At 67.1% G+C, this 15,438-nt stretch carries 12 protein-coding genes and 1 pseudogene; 11 read left to right on the top strand and 2 right to left on the bottom strand.

What is annotated here, in order from left to right; genetic code table 11:
- Window positions 1-93: 93 nt before the first annotated feature.
- The 4 genes from ACWEQQ_RS25475 (at window position 94) to ACWEQQ_RS25460 (ending at window position 5,006) form a co-directional block, all read left to right on the top strand.
- A complete protein-coding gene (locus ACWEQQ_RS25475; protein WP_452350007.1) occupies window positions 94-1,716 on the top strand; it encodes an AMP-binding protein in 1,623 nt (540 codons plus the stop codon).
- A gap of 72 nt (window positions 1,717-1,788) precedes the next feature.
- Window positions 1,789-2,667 (top strand): lysophospholipid acyltransferase family protein, encoded by an 879-nt coding sequence (locus tag ACWEQQ_RS25470; RefSeq protein ID WP_452340379.1) that lies wholly within the window; start codon window positions 1,789-1,791, stop codon window positions 2,665-2,667.
- Between the two features lie 179 nt (window positions 2,668-2,846).
- Window positions 2,847-3,992: an acyl-CoA dehydrogenase family protein gene (locus ACWEQQ_RS25465; protein WP_452349948.1), complete on the top strand. Its 1,146-nt coding sequence runs from the start codon at window positions 2,847-2,849 to the stop codon at window positions 3,990-3,992.
- Between the two features lie 351 nt (window positions 3,993-4,343).
- Window positions 4,344-5,006, top strand: a complete 663-nt coding sequence (locus ACWEQQ_RS25460) for a cupin domain-containing protein (RefSeq protein WP_379398742.1) — start codon at window positions 4,344-4,346, stop codon at window positions 5,004-5,006.
- Window positions 5,007-5,020: 14 nt separating this feature from the next.
- Here ACWEQQ_RS25460 and ACWEQQ_RS25455 read toward each other — a convergent pair.
- Both ACWEQQ_RS25455 and ACWEQQ_RS25450 read right to left on the bottom strand, forming a co-directional pair.
- A pseudogene (locus ACWEQQ_RS25455) lies at window positions 5,021-6,963 on the bottom strand (glycoside hydrolase family 15 protein).
- Between the two features lie 49 nt (window positions 6,964-7,012).
- Window positions 7,013-7,969 (bottom strand): LysR family transcriptional regulator, encoded by a 957-nt coding sequence (locus ACWEQQ_RS25450; RefSeq protein WP_452349947.1) that lies wholly within the window; start codon window positions 7,967-7,969, stop codon window positions 7,013-7,015.
- Between the two features lie 65 nt (window positions 7,970-8,034).
- On the opposite strand from ACWEQQ_RS25450, the gene ACWEQQ_RS25445 reads away from it, so the two are divergent.
- The 7 genes from ACWEQQ_RS25445 to ACWEQQ_RS25415 all read left to right on the top strand — a co-directional run bounded on the left by ACWEQQ_RS25445 (window position 8,035) and on the right by ACWEQQ_RS25415 (window position 15,432).
- Window positions 8,035-9,168 (top strand): XdhC family protein, encoded by a 1,134-nt coding sequence (locus ACWEQQ_RS25445; protein WP_452350006.1) that lies wholly within the window; start codon window positions 8,035-8,037, stop codon window positions 9,166-9,168.
- Between the two features lie 80 nt (window positions 9,169-9,248).
- The gene (locus tag ACWEQQ_RS25440; RefSeq protein WP_452340375.1) at window positions 9,249-10,139 is read left to right on the top strand and encodes an FAD binding domain-containing protein; all 891 of its coding nucleotides are present in this window, start codon (window positions 9,249-9,251) and stop codon (window positions 10,137-10,139) included.
- A gap of 2 nt (window positions 10,140-10,141) precedes the next feature.
- Window positions 10,142-10,660 carry a (2Fe-2S)-binding protein gene (locus ACWEQQ_RS25435; RefSeq protein ID WP_452340374.1) on the top strand — a complete coding sequence of 173 codons (519 nt, stop codon included), beginning with the start codon at window positions 10,142-10,144 and terminating at the stop codon, window positions 10,658-10,660.
- A complete protein-coding gene (locus tag ACWEQQ_RS25430) occupies window positions 10,657-13,047 on the top strand; it encodes an aerobic carbon-monoxide dehydrogenase large subunit (protein ID WP_452349946.1) in 2,391 nt (796 codons plus the stop codon). Before ACWEQQ_RS25435 ends, ACWEQQ_RS25430 begins: the two co-directional genes overlap by 4 nt.
- Window positions 13,048-13,064: 17 nt before the next feature.
- A complete protein-coding gene (locus ACWEQQ_RS25425) occupies window positions 13,065-13,958 on the top strand; it encodes an XdhC family protein (RefSeq protein WP_452340372.1) in 894 nt (297 codons plus the stop codon).
- Window positions 13,955-14,548: a nucleotidyltransferase family protein gene (locus tag ACWEQQ_RS25420; RefSeq protein ID WP_452349945.1), complete on the top strand. Its 594-nt coding sequence runs from the start codon at window positions 13,955-13,957 to the stop codon at window positions 14,546-14,548. Before ACWEQQ_RS25425 ends, ACWEQQ_RS25420 begins: the two co-directional genes overlap by 4 nt.
- Complete coding sequence (locus ACWEQQ_RS25415; RefSeq protein ID WP_379384002.1) at window positions 14,545-15,432, top strand: AAA family ATPase; 888 nt, start codon at window positions 14,545-14,547, stop codon at window positions 15,430-15,432. The genes ACWEQQ_RS25420 and ACWEQQ_RS25415 overlap by 4 nt, the downstream gene beginning before the upstream one ends.
- Window positions 15,433-15,438: the final 6 nt, after the last annotated feature.

Genomic DNA, 15,438 nt, shown 5'->3' with positions numbered 1-15,438 from the left:
ATGACGGACCTGTCAGTGGCACCCCCGGCCGTGACGGCGGAGACTCCGGCGGTGTCGCCGGAGCAACCCCGGCGTCGCGCGGACATCGCGACCATGCTGCTCGACCGCCTCGGCGACGAGCGGCTCGGAGTGCGGACCCGCGACCGGGATTGGACCTGGGACGCGGTGGTGCGGGAGTCGGCGGCGCGCGCCGAACTGGCCCGGGAACTGCGGCGCGACGGGCCCTTCCACATCGGGGTGCTGCTGGACAACGTGCCCGACTTCGTCTTCTGGCTGGGCGCTGCCGCGCTGGCGGGCGCGACCCTGGTGGGCATCAATCCGACGCGCGGAAACGCCCAGTTGGAGGCCGATATTCGCTATGTCGACTGCCAGCTGATCGTGACCGACGCGGCCGGGATGGCCCGCCTGCGCGGGCTGGATCTCGGCCTGGAACCCGAGCGGTTCCTGCTGGTCGACGATCCGGCCTACGCCGAGCGGCTCGACGCGCACCGGGTCGAGCCCGCCGCCCACGCGGGCCCGGAAGCCTTGCTGCTGTTGCTGTTCACCTCCGGCACCACCGGCACCTCCAAGGCGGTCAAGTGCACGCAGCGCCGCCTGGCGGTGATCGCGTACGCGGCCACCGACAAGTTCGGTCACGTGCGCGAGGATGTCGACTACTGCTGCATGCCGCTGTTCCACGGCAACGCCATCATGGCGCTGTGGGCTCCGGCCTTGGCCAACGGTGCGACCGTCTGCCTCACCCCGAAGTTCTCGGCCTCCGGATTCCTCTCGGACGTGCGGTATTTCGGCGCGACCTTCTTCACCTATGTGGGCAAGGCGCTCGGCTACCTGTTGGCCACCCCGGTGAGTCCGCAGGACGCCGACAACACCCTGGACCGTGGTTTCGGTACCGAGGCGTCGGTGGCCGACCAGGCCGAGTTCCGGCGCCGCTTCGGGGCCGAGCTCTTCGAGGGCTACGGCTCCAGCGAGGGCCCGGCCCTGGCCGCCATCGACCCGGCCGCTCCGGCCGCGGCGCTGGGCCGGCCGGCCCATCCGGGGGTGGCGGTGGTGAATCCGGAGACCCTCGCCGATTGCGCGCGAGCGGAATTGGATGAATACGGTCGTGTATTGAATCCGGACGAATCGGTGGGCGAGATGATCGACAAAGCGGGTGCGCTCGTCTTCGAGGGCTATTACAAAAACGATGTCGCGGATGCCGAACGTTTGCGGAACGGTTGGTATTGGACCGGCGATCTCGGATATATCGACGCGGACGGATTCCTCTATTTCGCCGGACGCAAAGGCGACTGGCTTCGCGTCGACGGCGAGAACACCTCGACGCTGCTGATCGAACAGGTGATCCGACGCCATCCGGCGGTCATTGCCGCCGCGGTCTACGGCGTTCCCGACGCCCGCTCGGGCGACCAGGTGATGGCCGCCATCGAGGTGGCCGACCCGGCCGCATTCGATGCCGCCGAGTTCGCCGAATTCCTCAGCGCCCAGGACGATCTCGGCAGCAAGGGCGCGCCCCGGCTGCTGCGGGTGTCGGGAAATCTGCCCGTCACCGGCTCCAACAAGGTGCTCAAACGCGAACTCCAGGAACAGCGTTGGCACACTGCCGAGCCGATCTATCGCTGGGCCGGTCGCGGCAAACCGGAGTACAACCTCTTCACCGATTCCGGCAAATTGGAACTCGAAGCCGAGTTTGTCTCATTCGGGCGCTCGAACCTGTTCTAACCCTGATTCGGTGACCTGCGCGAACTTTCGTTACGATGCCGTTATCGAAGGTTCTTGCAGGGAGGGTTTGTCTTGTCTCGTCATGACGATCAATGGTCCGACACCGAATCGCCCAGGGGGCTGACCGACGGCGCGCCACTGCACGTCGATCTCACCGATGCCGATCGCCGCATCATCGATCTGCTCGTCGCCCCCTCGCGGGCCTGGTTCAGCCCGCGCTTCTACGGGATGGAGAACTTCCCGGAGCAGGGCCCGGTGCTGCTCGTCGGCAATCACAGCCTGGCGGGCGGCACCGACGCCCCGCTGCTCGCGCACGAGATTCTGGTGCAGCACGATCGGCTGGTGCGGGGGCTCGCCGAGAATGTGCTCATCGATCTGCCGGGGCTGCGAGATGTGTTGCACCGCTGGGGAATCGTGCGCGGCAACCGCCACAACTGCACCACGCTGCTGGAGCAGGGCGAGGCCGTGGCGGTGTTCCCGGGCGGCGGCCGCGAGGCCATGCGCGGCAAGGGGCAGAAGTACCAGCTGCTGTGGGAGGGCCGCACCGGCTTCGCCAAGATGGCCATCGCGACCGGCGCGCCCATCGTCCCGATCGCCATGATCGGCGGCGACGACATCTACGACATCGTCTTCGACGGCGATCACCCGGTCATGCTGCCGCTGCGCAAGGCCGTCGAGGGCCTGGGCCTGCGCTCGAATCTGACGCCGCCGCTGATTCGCGGCCTCGGTCCGACACTGGTGCCCAAGCCCGAGCGCTTCTACTACGCCCTCGGCACCCCGATCGACACCAGCCCCTGGCGTGACGCCGAGGATCTCGAGGCCGCCGCCACCGAGTTGCAGACCGTGGTGAAGAAGGCCCTGGAAGGTGAACTGGACTTCCTGCTGGCCGAGCGCGACCGGGACCGCGGTCGCAGCCTGCTGGGCCGCACCCTGGGCCGCTTCGGCCTCTGAGCATCACCCTGATTTCCCGGTAGGTTTACCGGGGTTCAGCAGCCCCGTTCCGCGGCGTCAATGGCGACTGTCGCAGTTCGGACCACTTTCTTCTCCCGTGAAGTTAACCTCCGTTCGACTTTCGAGTACGGTAATGAGCACAGGCGATGGTGCCGATGTGGTCACTGTAGGAGGTTGGCGTGGAGCGCACTCTTTTCGAACCCGAACACGAGCTGTTCCGGGAGTCGTTCCGTAAGTTTCTCGATCAGCATGTGGCTTCCCAGCATGAGCAGTGGGAGCACGACGGCATCGTCGATCGCTCGGTCTGGCTGGAGGCCGGCAAGCAGGGGTTCCTCGGCATGGCCGTGCCGGAGGAGTACGGCGGCGGGGGCGTGCTGGACTTCCGCTACAACGCCATCGTGACCGAGGAGGTCACCAAGGGCTTCTACTCCGGCCTGGGTTTCGGTCTGCACAACGACGTGATCGCGCCCTACCTGCTGGAGCTGGCCAACGAGGAGCAGAAGCGGCGCTGGCTGCCGGGCTTCTGCTCCGGTGAGATCATCACCGCCATCGCCATGACCGAGCCCGGCACCGGCTCGGACCTGCAGGGCATCAAGACCCGCGCGGTCAAGGACGGCGACGACTGGATCCTCAACGGCGCCAAGACCTTCATCACCAACGGCATCAATGCCGACATCGTGATCGTGGTCGCCCAGACCGACCCGTCGAAGGGCGCGATGGGCTTCTCGCTGCTCGTGGTCGAGCGCGGCATGCCCGGCTTCGAGCGCGGCCGCAATCTGGACAAGATCGGGCTCAAGGCGCAGGACACCGCCGAGCTGTCCTTCACCGACGTTCGCGTCCCCGGCAAGAACCTGCTGGGCACCGAGGGGCAGGGCTTCGTCCACCTGATGCAGAACCTGCCGCAGGAGCGCCTGTCCATCGCGGTCATGGCCGCCGCCGCCATGGAGGCCTGCCTGGACCTGACCTGCCAGTACGTGCGCGACCGCAAGGCGTTCGGCAAGCCCATCGGCGCCCAGCAGAACACCCGCTTCGTGCTCGCCGAGCTGGCCACGAAGACCACCGCCGTGCGCGTGTTCGTGGACCGCTGCATCGAGCTGCTCAACGACCAGAAGCTGACCGTCGAGGAGGCCGCCATGGTCAAGTGGTGGTCGAGCGAGGAGCAGGTCGACCTCATCACCAAGTGCCTGCAGCTGCACGGCGGCTACGGGTACATGCGCGAGTACCCGATTGCCAAGGCGTACATGGACGCCCGCGTCCAGACCATCTACGGCGGCACCACCGAGATCATGAAGGAGATCATCGGCCGCAGCCTGAAACTCGCCTGATCAGAGGTGGTTTCGAGGGGGTACTCCGCTGGAGTGTCCCCTTCGGTGCTGGTGAAACGGACTCGCTGGCGGATGGCCTCGGGGAGGTCATCAAAAGCTGAGCGCCACAACAGAAATCGACGTCTTCTTCGCAGCGCTGCGTAAGTCGTTGCTGTTCCACCACTCCCGGCGCGTTCATCTGTCCGGGAGTGGCTTCAGCGCCGGCGGCGCGACCCTGGGTACGCTTCCCTGTCGAGCGCCCCTGTCGATGCATTTGCCCGGAGTTGACCGCGACGAACCCTGAGTTGACCGCGACGAATCTGTGTGGAACGGAGCGACATGTCGAGCGATCGTCCTGACGAAACACCGGCAGTGAACCGCCGCGCTGCCATCGGGACCGGTGCGGCAATGTTGGGCGGCGCGGCGCTCGGTGCGGGTTTGACAGCCGCCGCGGCCTGCGCCGAGCCTGCGCGGACCGAACTACCGAGTGCCGGCAGCATCGATGCCAATCTGAACAAGTCCGCGCATCTGTTCCACCTCACCGCCGCCGAACCGGACCGTTACGACGGCGGCACGCTGCAGGGAGCCCACGAACAGAACTTCCCGGTGCTGGCCGGCCAGAACGGTGCGGCGTACTTCGTGCGGCTCGAGCCCGGGGGCGTCCGCGAACCGCACTGGCACCCCACGGCGTGGGAACTCAACTACCACATCTCCGGCAGCGCGAAATGGACGGTCATGGGTACCCATCCGGACGGCAGCTACCACAACGATGTATTCGAAGCACACGCGGGCGACCTGGTCTTCGCCCCGCAGGGGTTCTTTCACTACTTCGAAAATGCCCGCGCCGACGCCCCACTCGAACTACTTATCGTCTTCAACACCAGCGCCCCGGAGACAAGCGACGATATCGGCATTCTCGCTGCCCTGAATTCGATTCCGCGGGAGGTCACCGCCACTGTTCTCGGCATCCCGGTTTCGGCGCTGGACGGCATTCCCACCGAGATCAAACCGGTCGTGATCACCAAACGCCACTGAGCCCGCCAGGGACGTCACCGAATGTATCCCAGCGAGAATGATGCATCGTCGAGCCGCGGGGAGATCGATTCCCCGCCGAGCGCCTGCCGCGTGACCGCTTGTTCGTCCTGGATGACGTGCATGACGGCGTTGATCAGCGCGAGGTGGGTGAACGCCTGGGGGAAGTTGCCCCAGTGCCGGCCGGTTCGAGGGTTGATCTCCTCGGCGTAGAGACCGAGGGGGCTGGCGTAGGCGAGCAGTTTCTCGCACAGCTGTTTGGCTCGTTTCTTTTCGCCGATCTCCGACAATGCCGAGACCAGCCAGAACGAGCAGATCGTGAAGGCGCCTTCTTCTCCCGTGCATCCATCGTCGGTTTCACCGACTCGGTACCGCAATACGAGGCCGTCCTCGGTCAATTCGTCGGCGATGGCCAACACCGTGTTGCGTACCCGTTCGTCGTCGGGAGGCAGGAATCGAACCAGTGGGATGAGCAGGGCCGAAGCATCCAGCGCCGTACTGCCGTAGTACTGGGTGAACACCTGCCGGGAGTCGACCGCGTGAGCGCATATGTCGGCGTGGATTTCGTCCGCGGCCTGTTGCCAGCGATGCGCGCGTTCGAAGTCCTGGTGGATGCGGGCCAGCCGGGCACCGCGGTCGGCGGCCACCCAGCACATCACCTTGCTGGAGGTGAAGTGCTGGGGCTTTCCGCGCACTTCCCAGATGCCATGGTCGGGCTCGCGCCAGTAGGTGAGGGCGCTCTTGACGGCCCGGCCCAGCACCGGCCAGGCGCGTGCGTCGATTCGGTCCTGGTTGCGCGCGTAGAGGTAGACCGCGTCCAGCGCAGCGCCCCACACATCGTGCTGGCGTTGCCGGTACGCGTCGTTGCCGATGCGCACGGGGCTGGCATTCTCGTAGCCGCGCAGGTGGGTGAGGGTCTGCTCGGTGAGGTCGCTTTCGCCGCCGATGCCGTAGACGATCTGCATGTCGCGGACGCCTTCGGTCAAGTTCGTGATGTAGGAGAAGAAGTCGTTCGCCTCCCAGCTGAAGCCCAGCGTGTACAGGCCCACAGCGCGAAGGCGGAGTCACGGATCCACGAGTAGCGGTAGTCCCAATTGCGTTGTCCACCTGGCGTTTCGGGTAGTGAAGTGGTGGCAGCGGCGCTGATGGCACCGGTGGGTGCGAAGGTCAGCCCCTTGAGGGTCAGCGCGCTGCGGGTCAGCTGGGCCGCCCATGGATGGTCCGGAAACCGCCCGCCGGCGAGCCAGTGCCGCCAATGGTGGACCGTCCGCAGCAGCCGTTCTTCGGCCTCGTCGACGGCGGTGGGCGCGTTGCGACTACCCCAGGAGAGCGCGCAGAAACGGGTGTCGCCCGCCTTCAGCAGGGTGCGCGCGAGCGCGTGCGTACCTTCCAGTCCCAAGCGCATGTCGGTGCTGAGCGTCAGCTCCAGATCGGTCCCGTCGGCGCTGGCCTGCGCGAGGTAGTAACTGTCGAGGTACTCCCAATGGGCATGATTCTTGCCGTAGTCGAAGGACGGGTGGCAGTCGAGGCCGAACTGGATTTGCCCGGTCTCACAATGCACTGTCCGCAGCAATATGTGCTCGGCGTCGTAGTCGGTGGGGGTTCGACGATGGGCGCTGTGGCCGGGTGTCTGATGCCGCCAGGGCCCGACCAGCAGCGCGTCGCGAACCGTCGCCCACCCTTCGCCACTGCGCCAACTCGTCTCCATGACCATCGTCCCGGGGACGTAGCGGCGATCGGTGGGCACCATGAATTCGACCGGGGCGAACCGAAACGAACCGGCGGAGCGATCCAGGATGGCCGCAAAGACACTGGCGGAGTCGATGCGAGGCAGACACATCCACTCGATGGCCCCGCTGGGGGCGATCAGCGCAGTGACCTCGCAGTCGGAGATGAAACCGTAGTCGTCGATGCGCGGGAAGGCCGTGAGACGCGGCGTGCGTTCGAACTCGTCGTCCATGTGCTGCTCCCTCGGTGTCTCGGCGCGGAAATCTGGCCGGTCAGTAGGGTCAACTCCACAACGTCACATGCACTTTCGGGCGGAACCGGGTGACTCCGACCCCGGACCCGCGGATCATCGCCTGGATGCATCGCGGGGTGGCGATGAACCGCAGCAGTTCCGACACCGCGGGCTGTCGGGTGTCGGGTGGCAGAGTGGTCGCGCACCACTCGTCGGATGCCTGAAGGCCGGCTCCCTTGATGCGGGTCAACCGACCGGCGGCGAGGTCGGAGGAGACGGCGAAGCCGATCGCTAGGGTGATGCCCCCGACCCGGCGGACCTCCTCGAGGGCGGCCGCGTCGCTCTGGAAGATCCGCTGGTGTGATTCGGGAATCGCCAACTCGCGCAACATCGTTGCGATCCGCCCGTCGACACTGCCGGCGCCGGGGCCCAGCATCCACTGCTGCTCCCGCAGCAGCGCCGGATGCGGTGCGACGTCCGCCAGCGGGCTGTCGGGGCGCGCTACCGAAATGATCTGGTACTTGAGGAACGGCCGGGTGGTGATGGCCGTGTCGGTGTCGTTCTGCCCGGGTCCCAGCGCGATGTCCACCGCACGGGTCTCGATCAAGCTGCGGAACTGGCTGGTGGGATGCACACTCAGCTCGACCGACAGATCTTTCGCCCGCGCCGCGAACAGGTCGATGAGGCCGGGCGCGGCATGTTCGGCGAACGCGCTCGAGGCCGCGATCCGGAGCAGCCGCCGGCCGTGCGCCGCCTCGCTCACCTCGATGGCGGTCTGGCGCTGCAGTCCGAGAATCTCGATCGCCCGGCTGGCCAGGCGTAACCCACCGGGCGTGAAGGCCAGACCGGCCGCCGTGCGAGTGAACAGCGGGTCGTCGAGCTCTTTACGCAACTGCGCGATGTGCGTCGAGACACCGGCGTCGGATATCCCCAGCTCTCTGGCCGCCGCATGGACGGAGCCGAGCCGCACCACCGTCGAGTAGGCCCGAAGCTGGGCGGGCGTCACAACCCGAGTCTAGTTTGGAGGTGGACGCAGTGCCTACCAGCCGCATCGCGCCCGGAGGACGCACCATGCAGGACGTGCTCACGGATCTGATGAAAACCTGGAACGGCGGGGGCACGGCGGGGGTCGCGACGGTCGTGCGGACCTTCCGTTCGGCGCCGCGACCGCCGGGCGCGGCCATGGTCGTCGCCTCGGACGGGACGGTCGGCGGTTCGGTCTCCGGTGGCTGCGTCGAGGGTGCGGTCTACGAACTCGCCACCGACGTCATCCGGACCGGTCGTCCGGTGCTGGAGCGGTTCGGCATCTCCGACGACGACGCATTCGCCGTCGGTCTCACTTGCGGCGGCATCATCGACATCTTCGTCGAGGCGGTCTCGCGGGCAACGTTTCCGGAGCTCGGCGAGGTCGCCGCGGAGATCGCCGCTGACCGCCCGGTCGCGGTCGCGACCGTCATCGAGCACCCCGACGCCGCCCGGGTAGGGCGGCGGCTGCTGATCCGGCCGGGCACCGCGCACGGCACCCTGGGGTCGGCGCGCGCCGACGCTGCGGTGATCGATGACGGACGCGGGCTGCTCGCGGCAGGCCGCAGCGAGGTGCTGTCCTACGGTCCGGACGGGCAGCGCCGCGGCGAGGGCATGGCGGTTTTCGTCGCCAGCTATGCCCGGCAGCCTCGGATGCTGGTGTTCGGGGCGATCGATTTCGCAGCCGCCCTGGCACAGCAGGGATCGTTCCTCGGGTACCGGGTGACGGTGTGCGACGCGCGGCCGGTCTTCGCCACGTCCGCCCGGTTCCCGACCGCCGACGAGGTCGTCGTCGACTGGCCGCACCGCTACCTGGCCGCGCAGATCGCGGCGGGTGCCGTCGATTCGCAGACCGTGGTCTGCGTGCTGACCCACGATCCCAAGTTCGACGTGCCACTGCTCGAGGTGGCCCTGCGCGCGCCGGAGATCGGCTATGTCGGCGCCATGGGGTCCCGCCGCACGCACGACGAGCGGCTGACCCGGCTGCGACAGGCAGGTCTCACCGACGAGCAACTCGCCCGGCTCGCCAGCCCGATCGGGCTGGATCTCGGCGGCCGGACACCCGAGGAGACGGCGGTGTCCATCGCGGCGGAGATCATCGCGCGCCGCTGGGGCGGACACGGTCGCTCCCTGACCCGGACCGGCGGCCGCATCCACCACAGGGCCCAAACAGCCAGTTAAGCGATTGCTTAATTCGGTCTTGACGACCGCATCAGCGGGACAGAGGCTGAGCTTCTTCCCATTGATGTGAGGTAGATCACGTGCAAGTTCCTGGGCCATTCGAATATGAGCGCGCAACGGGCGTGGATCACGCCATCGGACTACTGGATCGGCTCGGCGAAGAGGCGCGGATCGTGGCGGGCGGGCACAGCCTGCTCCCGATGATGAAGCTGCGGCTGGCCAATCCGGAATATCTCATCGACATCAACGACCTGGCTGCCGAACTGGGCTACATCGTCACCGATCCGACCCTGGTGCGCATCGGTGCGATGGTCCGGCATCGGTATTTGCTCGAGTCCGACGATCTCGCCGCGGTGTGCCCGATCTTCCGTGACGCCGAGCGCGTGATCGCCGATCCGGTCGTGCGCAATCGCGGCACGATCGGCGGCTCGCTGTGCCAGGCCGATCCCGCCGAGGATCTCACCACCGTCTGCACGGTCCTCGGCGCCACCTGCCTGGTACGCGGGCCGTCCGGCGACCGGGAGATCGCCATGGACGACTTCCTGGTCGGTCCGTACGAAACCGCCATGGCGCACAACGAACTTCTGATCGAGATCCGAATTCCGGTGCGGCATCGGACCTCGAGTGCCTACGCGAAGGTGGAGCGCCGGGTCGGCGACTGGGCGATCGCGGCGGCAGGGGCAACCGTGACACTGCGCGGCGACACGATAGCGGCCGCACGGATCGGTCTGACCGCGGTCAATCCCGATCCGGCGGCGCTGGCCGCCGCGGTCGACGCACTCATCGGCGGGCCGCCCACCGAAGACGTTTTCGCGGAGGCGGGCCGCCGCGCGAGCGCAGCGTGCTCACCTGTCACCGATGCCCGCGGCAGTGCGGACTACAAGCGCCATCTCGCGTCCGAACTGACGATTCGTGTGCTGCGTACCGCGGTCGAGCGCGCCCTGAACGAATCTGCGCTGGAAGGGAATTAGCCATGCAGGTAACCATGACCGTCAACGGCGAGCCGGTGACCGCGGAGGTCGAGCCACGCATCCTGCTGGTGCATTTCCTGCGAGATCAGTTGCGGCTCACCGGAACCCACTGGGGGTGTGACACCAGCAACTGCGGCACCTGTGTGGTGGAGGTCGACGGCGAACCGGTGAAGTCGTGCACGATGCTGGCCGTCATGGCCGACGGCCACGCGGTGCGCACTGTCGAGGGGCTCGAGGTGGACGGCCGGCTCGATCCCGTGCAGGAGGGCTTCATGCAGTGTCACGGGTTGCAGTGCGGCTTCTGCACGCCCGGAATGATGATCACCGCCCGCGCCCTGCTCGACCGCAATCCGAATCCCGACGAGCAGACGATTCGCGAGGCGATCTCGGGCCAGATCTGCCGCTGCACCGGATATACGACCATCGTGCGGTCGATCCAGTGGGCCGCGGCGAAGCAACGAGGCGAAGCGGTGGAGCCCGAACCCGCTGCCCCGCCGACGCCGGTAGGGAGCACGTCATGACCGCCGTCGAGCCCCGGCCCGAAGACCGAGTCGACAACGACCGCAAGCCGTGTGGTCACGGCAGGATGCTCCGCAAGGAGGATCCGCGGTTCATTCGCGGGCGCGGCAACTATGTCGACGACGTGCAGCTGCCCGGCATGCTGCATATGGCGATCCTGCGTTCCCCGTTCGCGCACGCGCGGATCGTGAGCGTCGATGTCTCAGCGGCACAGGCGCATCCGAAGGTGAAGGCGGTCGTCACCGGTGCGGACCTCGCGGCGAAGGGTCTGGCCTGGATGCCGACGCTGTCCAACGATGTGCAGGCGGTGCTCGCGACGGACAAGGTCCGATTCCAGGGCCAGGAGGTGGCCTTCGTCGTCGCCGAGGATCGCTACTCCGCGCGTGATGCGTTGGAGCTCATCAATGTCGAGTACGAGATGCTCGATCCGGTGATCGATGCCCGGACCGCACTGGCGCCCGAGACGCCGGTGATCCGCGATGATCTCGAGGGCAAGCGGGACAACCACTGCTTCGACTGGGAGACCGGCGATGCCGCCGCGACCGAGGCGGTGTTCGCGCGCGCCGATGTCGTGGTGAAGCAGGAGATCGTCTATCCGCGAGTGCATCCCGCCCCGATGGAAACCTGCGGCGCCGTCGCCGATCTCGATCCCGTGACGGGGAAGCTCACGTTGTGGTCGACGAGCCAAGCGCCGCACGCCCACCGCACGATCTACGCGATGGTGGCCGGACTGCCCGAACACAAGATCCGGGTGATCTCACCCGATATCGGCGGCGGGTTCGGCAACAAGGTGCCCATCTATCCGGGATACGTCTGCGCCATCGTCGGGTCGCTGTTGCTGGGCAAACCGGTGAAGTGGATGGAGGATCGCAGCGAGAACCTCACCAGCACCGGATTCGCCCGCGACTACATCATGGTCGGCGAAATCGCCGCCACCACCGACGGCAAGATCCTGGCCATCCGGTCGACCGTGCTCGCCGATCATGGCGCCTTCAACGGCACGGCCGCGCCGCTGAAGTACCCCGCGGGCTTCTTCGGCGTCTTCACCGGTAGCTATGACATCGAGGCCGCCTACTGCAAGATGACCGCGGTCTATACCAACAAGGCCCCCGGCGGCGTCGCCTACGCGTGCTCGTTCCGGGTCACCGAGGCCGTCTACTTCGTCGAGCGGTTGGTGGATTGCCTCGCCTACGAGCTGAAGATGGATCCGGCCGAGCTGCGGCTGCGGAATCTTCTTCGCGCCGAGCAATTCCCGTACAGGAGCAAGACCGGCTGGGTCTACGACTCCGGCGACTACGAGAAGACCATGCGGCTGGCGATGGACATGATCGGCTACGACGCCTTGCGAAAGGAACAGCGGGACAGGCGCGCCCGCGGCGAGTTGATGGGCATCGGGATGTCCTTCTTCACCGAGGCCGCGGGCGCGGGTCCGCGCAAGGATATGGACATCCTCGGACTCGGGATGGCCGACGGGTGCGAACTGCGCGTCCATCCGACCGGCAAAGCCGTTGTGCGGCTGTCGGTTCAGACTCAGGGGCAGGGGCACGAGACAACGTTCGCCCAGATCGTCGCCGAGGAACTCGGCATCCCGCCCGACGACATCGACGTTGTGCACGGCGACACCGATCAGACGCCGTTCGGCCTCGGCACCTACGGCAGCCGGTCGACACCGGTCTCGGGCGCCGCTGCCGCACTGGTGGCGCGGAAGGTGCGCGACAAGGCGCGCATCATCGCGTCGGGCATGCTCGAGGTCTCCGTCGCCGACCTCGAGTGGGAGAAGGGCTCGTTCCACGTCAAGGGCGATCCGTCCGCGGCGGTGACGATCCAGCAGATCGCGATGCGCGCACACGGCGCCGGTGATCTGCCCGAGGGGATCGAGGGCGGACTCGACGCGCAGATCTGTTACAACCCGGAGAATCTCACCTTCCCCTACGGTGCGTACTTCTGTGTCGTCGACATCGACCCGGGGACAGCCGTGGTGAAGGTGCGGCGCTTTCTCGCCGTCGACGACTGCGGCACCCGGATCAATCCGATGATCATCGAGGGGCAGGTGCACGGCGGCATCACCGATGGCATCGGCATGGCGCTGATGGAGATCATGGCCTTCGACGAGGATGGCAACTGCCTCGGCGGATCGCTGATGGACTACCTCATCCCGACGGCGTTGGAGGTTCCGCATTTCGAGACCGGGTACACGGTCACGCCGTCGCCGCATCATCCGATCGGCGCGAAGGGCATCGGCGAATCGGCCACGGTCGGATCGCCGGCGGCGGTGGTCAACGCGGTGGTGGATGCGCTGGCGCCGTTCGGGGTTCGGCACGCCGACATGCCGTTGACGCCGTCGCGGGTGTGGGACGCGATGCAGGGCCGCGCTGCGCCGCCCATCTGAGTGGGATGGGATCACCGATGACGTTGAACGACCGTGCCCAGGAGTTGGTCCGCACCCGGACCCCGTTCGTGCACGCGACCGTCGTGCGTGCCCAGCAGCCGACCTCGGCGCACGCCGGGGACGAGGCGATCCTGTTGCAGGACGGGACGATCGAAGGATTCGTCGGCGGCCAGTGCGCCCAGAACTCGGTCCGCAAGGCGGCGCTGGGTGCCCTGCAGTCGCACGAGAGTGTGCTGCTGCGGGTATTGCCCGACGGCGATCTGCATTTTCCCGAAGCGCCCGGCGCGGCGGTGGTGGTGAATCCCTGTCTGTCCGGTGGAGCGCTGGAGATCTTCCTGGAGCCGCAGATCCCGGCGCCGCTGGTGCGCATCTGCGGCGCGACACCCATCGCGGATGCCTTGGCCGACATGTGCGAACTGGTGGGTTTCGGGGTGCGGCGCAGTACTGCCGAAGCCGGCTCGCTGGATTCGCTGGCCGATACGACGGTGGTGGTGATCGCCAGCCACGGTGGCCCGGAGGCCGAGATGATCCGCGTCGCGCTCGACGCGGGTGTGGGGTACATCGGCTTGGTGGCCAGCACGATTCGGGGCGCGTCGATCCTCGACGACCTCGAATTGACCGACGCCGAGCGGGCTCGCATCCGCACCCCGGTGGGTTTGCCGATCGGCGCCAAGACGTCCGCGGAGATAGCGGTCTCGATTGTCGCGGAAGTGATCCAGGCGATCCGTAAAGGTGGCTTGGCCGTCACGCCCCGCGCGGCGAAGGTCGCGATCGAGGTGCTCGATCCGGTGTGCGGCATGACCGTGACCGTCGGGCCGGACACACCGCATCTCACTGTCGACGGTGTCGACCACTGGTTCTGCAGCTCCGGCTGCCGCACCTCCTTCGCAGCGACGAGGACAGGCTCATGACGAACGTGGGCGTCACCGGGGTGGTGCTCGCCGCGGGCACCTCAGAGCGTCTCGGCACGGCGAAACAGATACTGCCGTACCGGAATACGACGGTTCTCGGCGCCACCCTCGACGTGGTCCGATCCTGCGCGTTCGATCAGATCATCGTCACGCTCGGCGGCGCGGCGGCGGCGGTGGCCCAGCAGGTCGATCTCACCGGGGTGGAGGTCGTCCTGGCCGAAGATTTCCGTTCGGGATGTTCGTCGTCGTTGCGTTCGGCACTGAACCTGGTGCATCCTCGGTCCGCCGGAATCGTGCTGATGCTCGGTGATCAACCGGGTCTGTCGGCGGCGACCGTCGAGCGGCTGATCGCCGAGGGAACGTCCGCCGTGATCACGGTCTGCCGCTACCACGACGGTATCGGGCATCCATTTTGGCTGAGTCGCAGCATATTCGGCGAGTTGGCGCGATTGCACGGCGACAAGGCCGTGTGGAAGATCATCGAGTCGGGTCGCGTCCCGGTGTCGCAACTCGACGTCGACGCACCGGCGCCCTTGGACGTCGACACCTGGGACGACTACCAGCGCCTGCGCGCCGCGACGTCGCCATGATGTCGCCGTTCGACGATATCGAGGACGTGGTGCGGCGATTCGACGCCGACGACTACCTGCTCGATACCGGAACCGCCGCCGCCTTCTATCTGGCCACCACATTGGGCCGGCCGCTGCTGCTGGAAGGCGAACCGGGAGTGGGCAAGACGACGGCGGCGAAGACCCTGGCCACCGTGCTGGGTGCACCGCTGATCCGCCTGCAGTGCTACGAGGGCCTCACCGTGAGCGAAGCGCTGTACGACTGGAACTACCAGCGTCAACTGCTCAGCATCCGGCTCGCCGAGGCGCGCGGCGCCGAGCTCACCGAAGCCGACCTGTTCACCGAGGCCTATCTGGTCGACCGCCCGATCCTGCGCTGTGTGCGATATCGCGGCCCGACGCCCCCGGTGCTGCTGATCGACGAAATCGACCGTGCCGACGACGAATTCGAAGCGCTGCTGCTCGAGTTCCTCGGTGAGGCCACGGTGACCGTTCCCGAACTCGGGACCTTCGTCACCGAACACCCGCCGCTCGCGGTGCTGACCTCGAACCGCAGTCGCGACCTGCACGACGCGCTGCGGCGGCGCTGCCTTTACCACTGGATCGACTACCCGGAACCGGCCCGCGCGGTGGCGATCGTGCGGCGCACCGTGCCCGGGGCCACCGACGCGCTGATCGAGCACGCCACCCAATTCGTGGGCCGCGCGCGCGATCTCGATCTCGACAAGCCGCCCGGCGTCGCCGAGACCATCGACTGGATCGCCGCGCTGGTGACGCTCGACGTCGCCGATCTCACCGCGCCGGAGGCGGTCGCCGCGCTCAGCGCACTGGCGAAAACACCCGACGACCGCACCACGGTCCACGAGGCATTCGTCGAATACACCCGAAGCCTGGCTACCGGATGAGAGAGA

It is taken from the genome of Nocardia sp. NPDC004123, assembly GCF_053603795.1.
The sequence above is the reverse complement of the archived record's forward strand: the minus strand, read 5'-3'. Positions and strand labels throughout refer to the sequence as shown.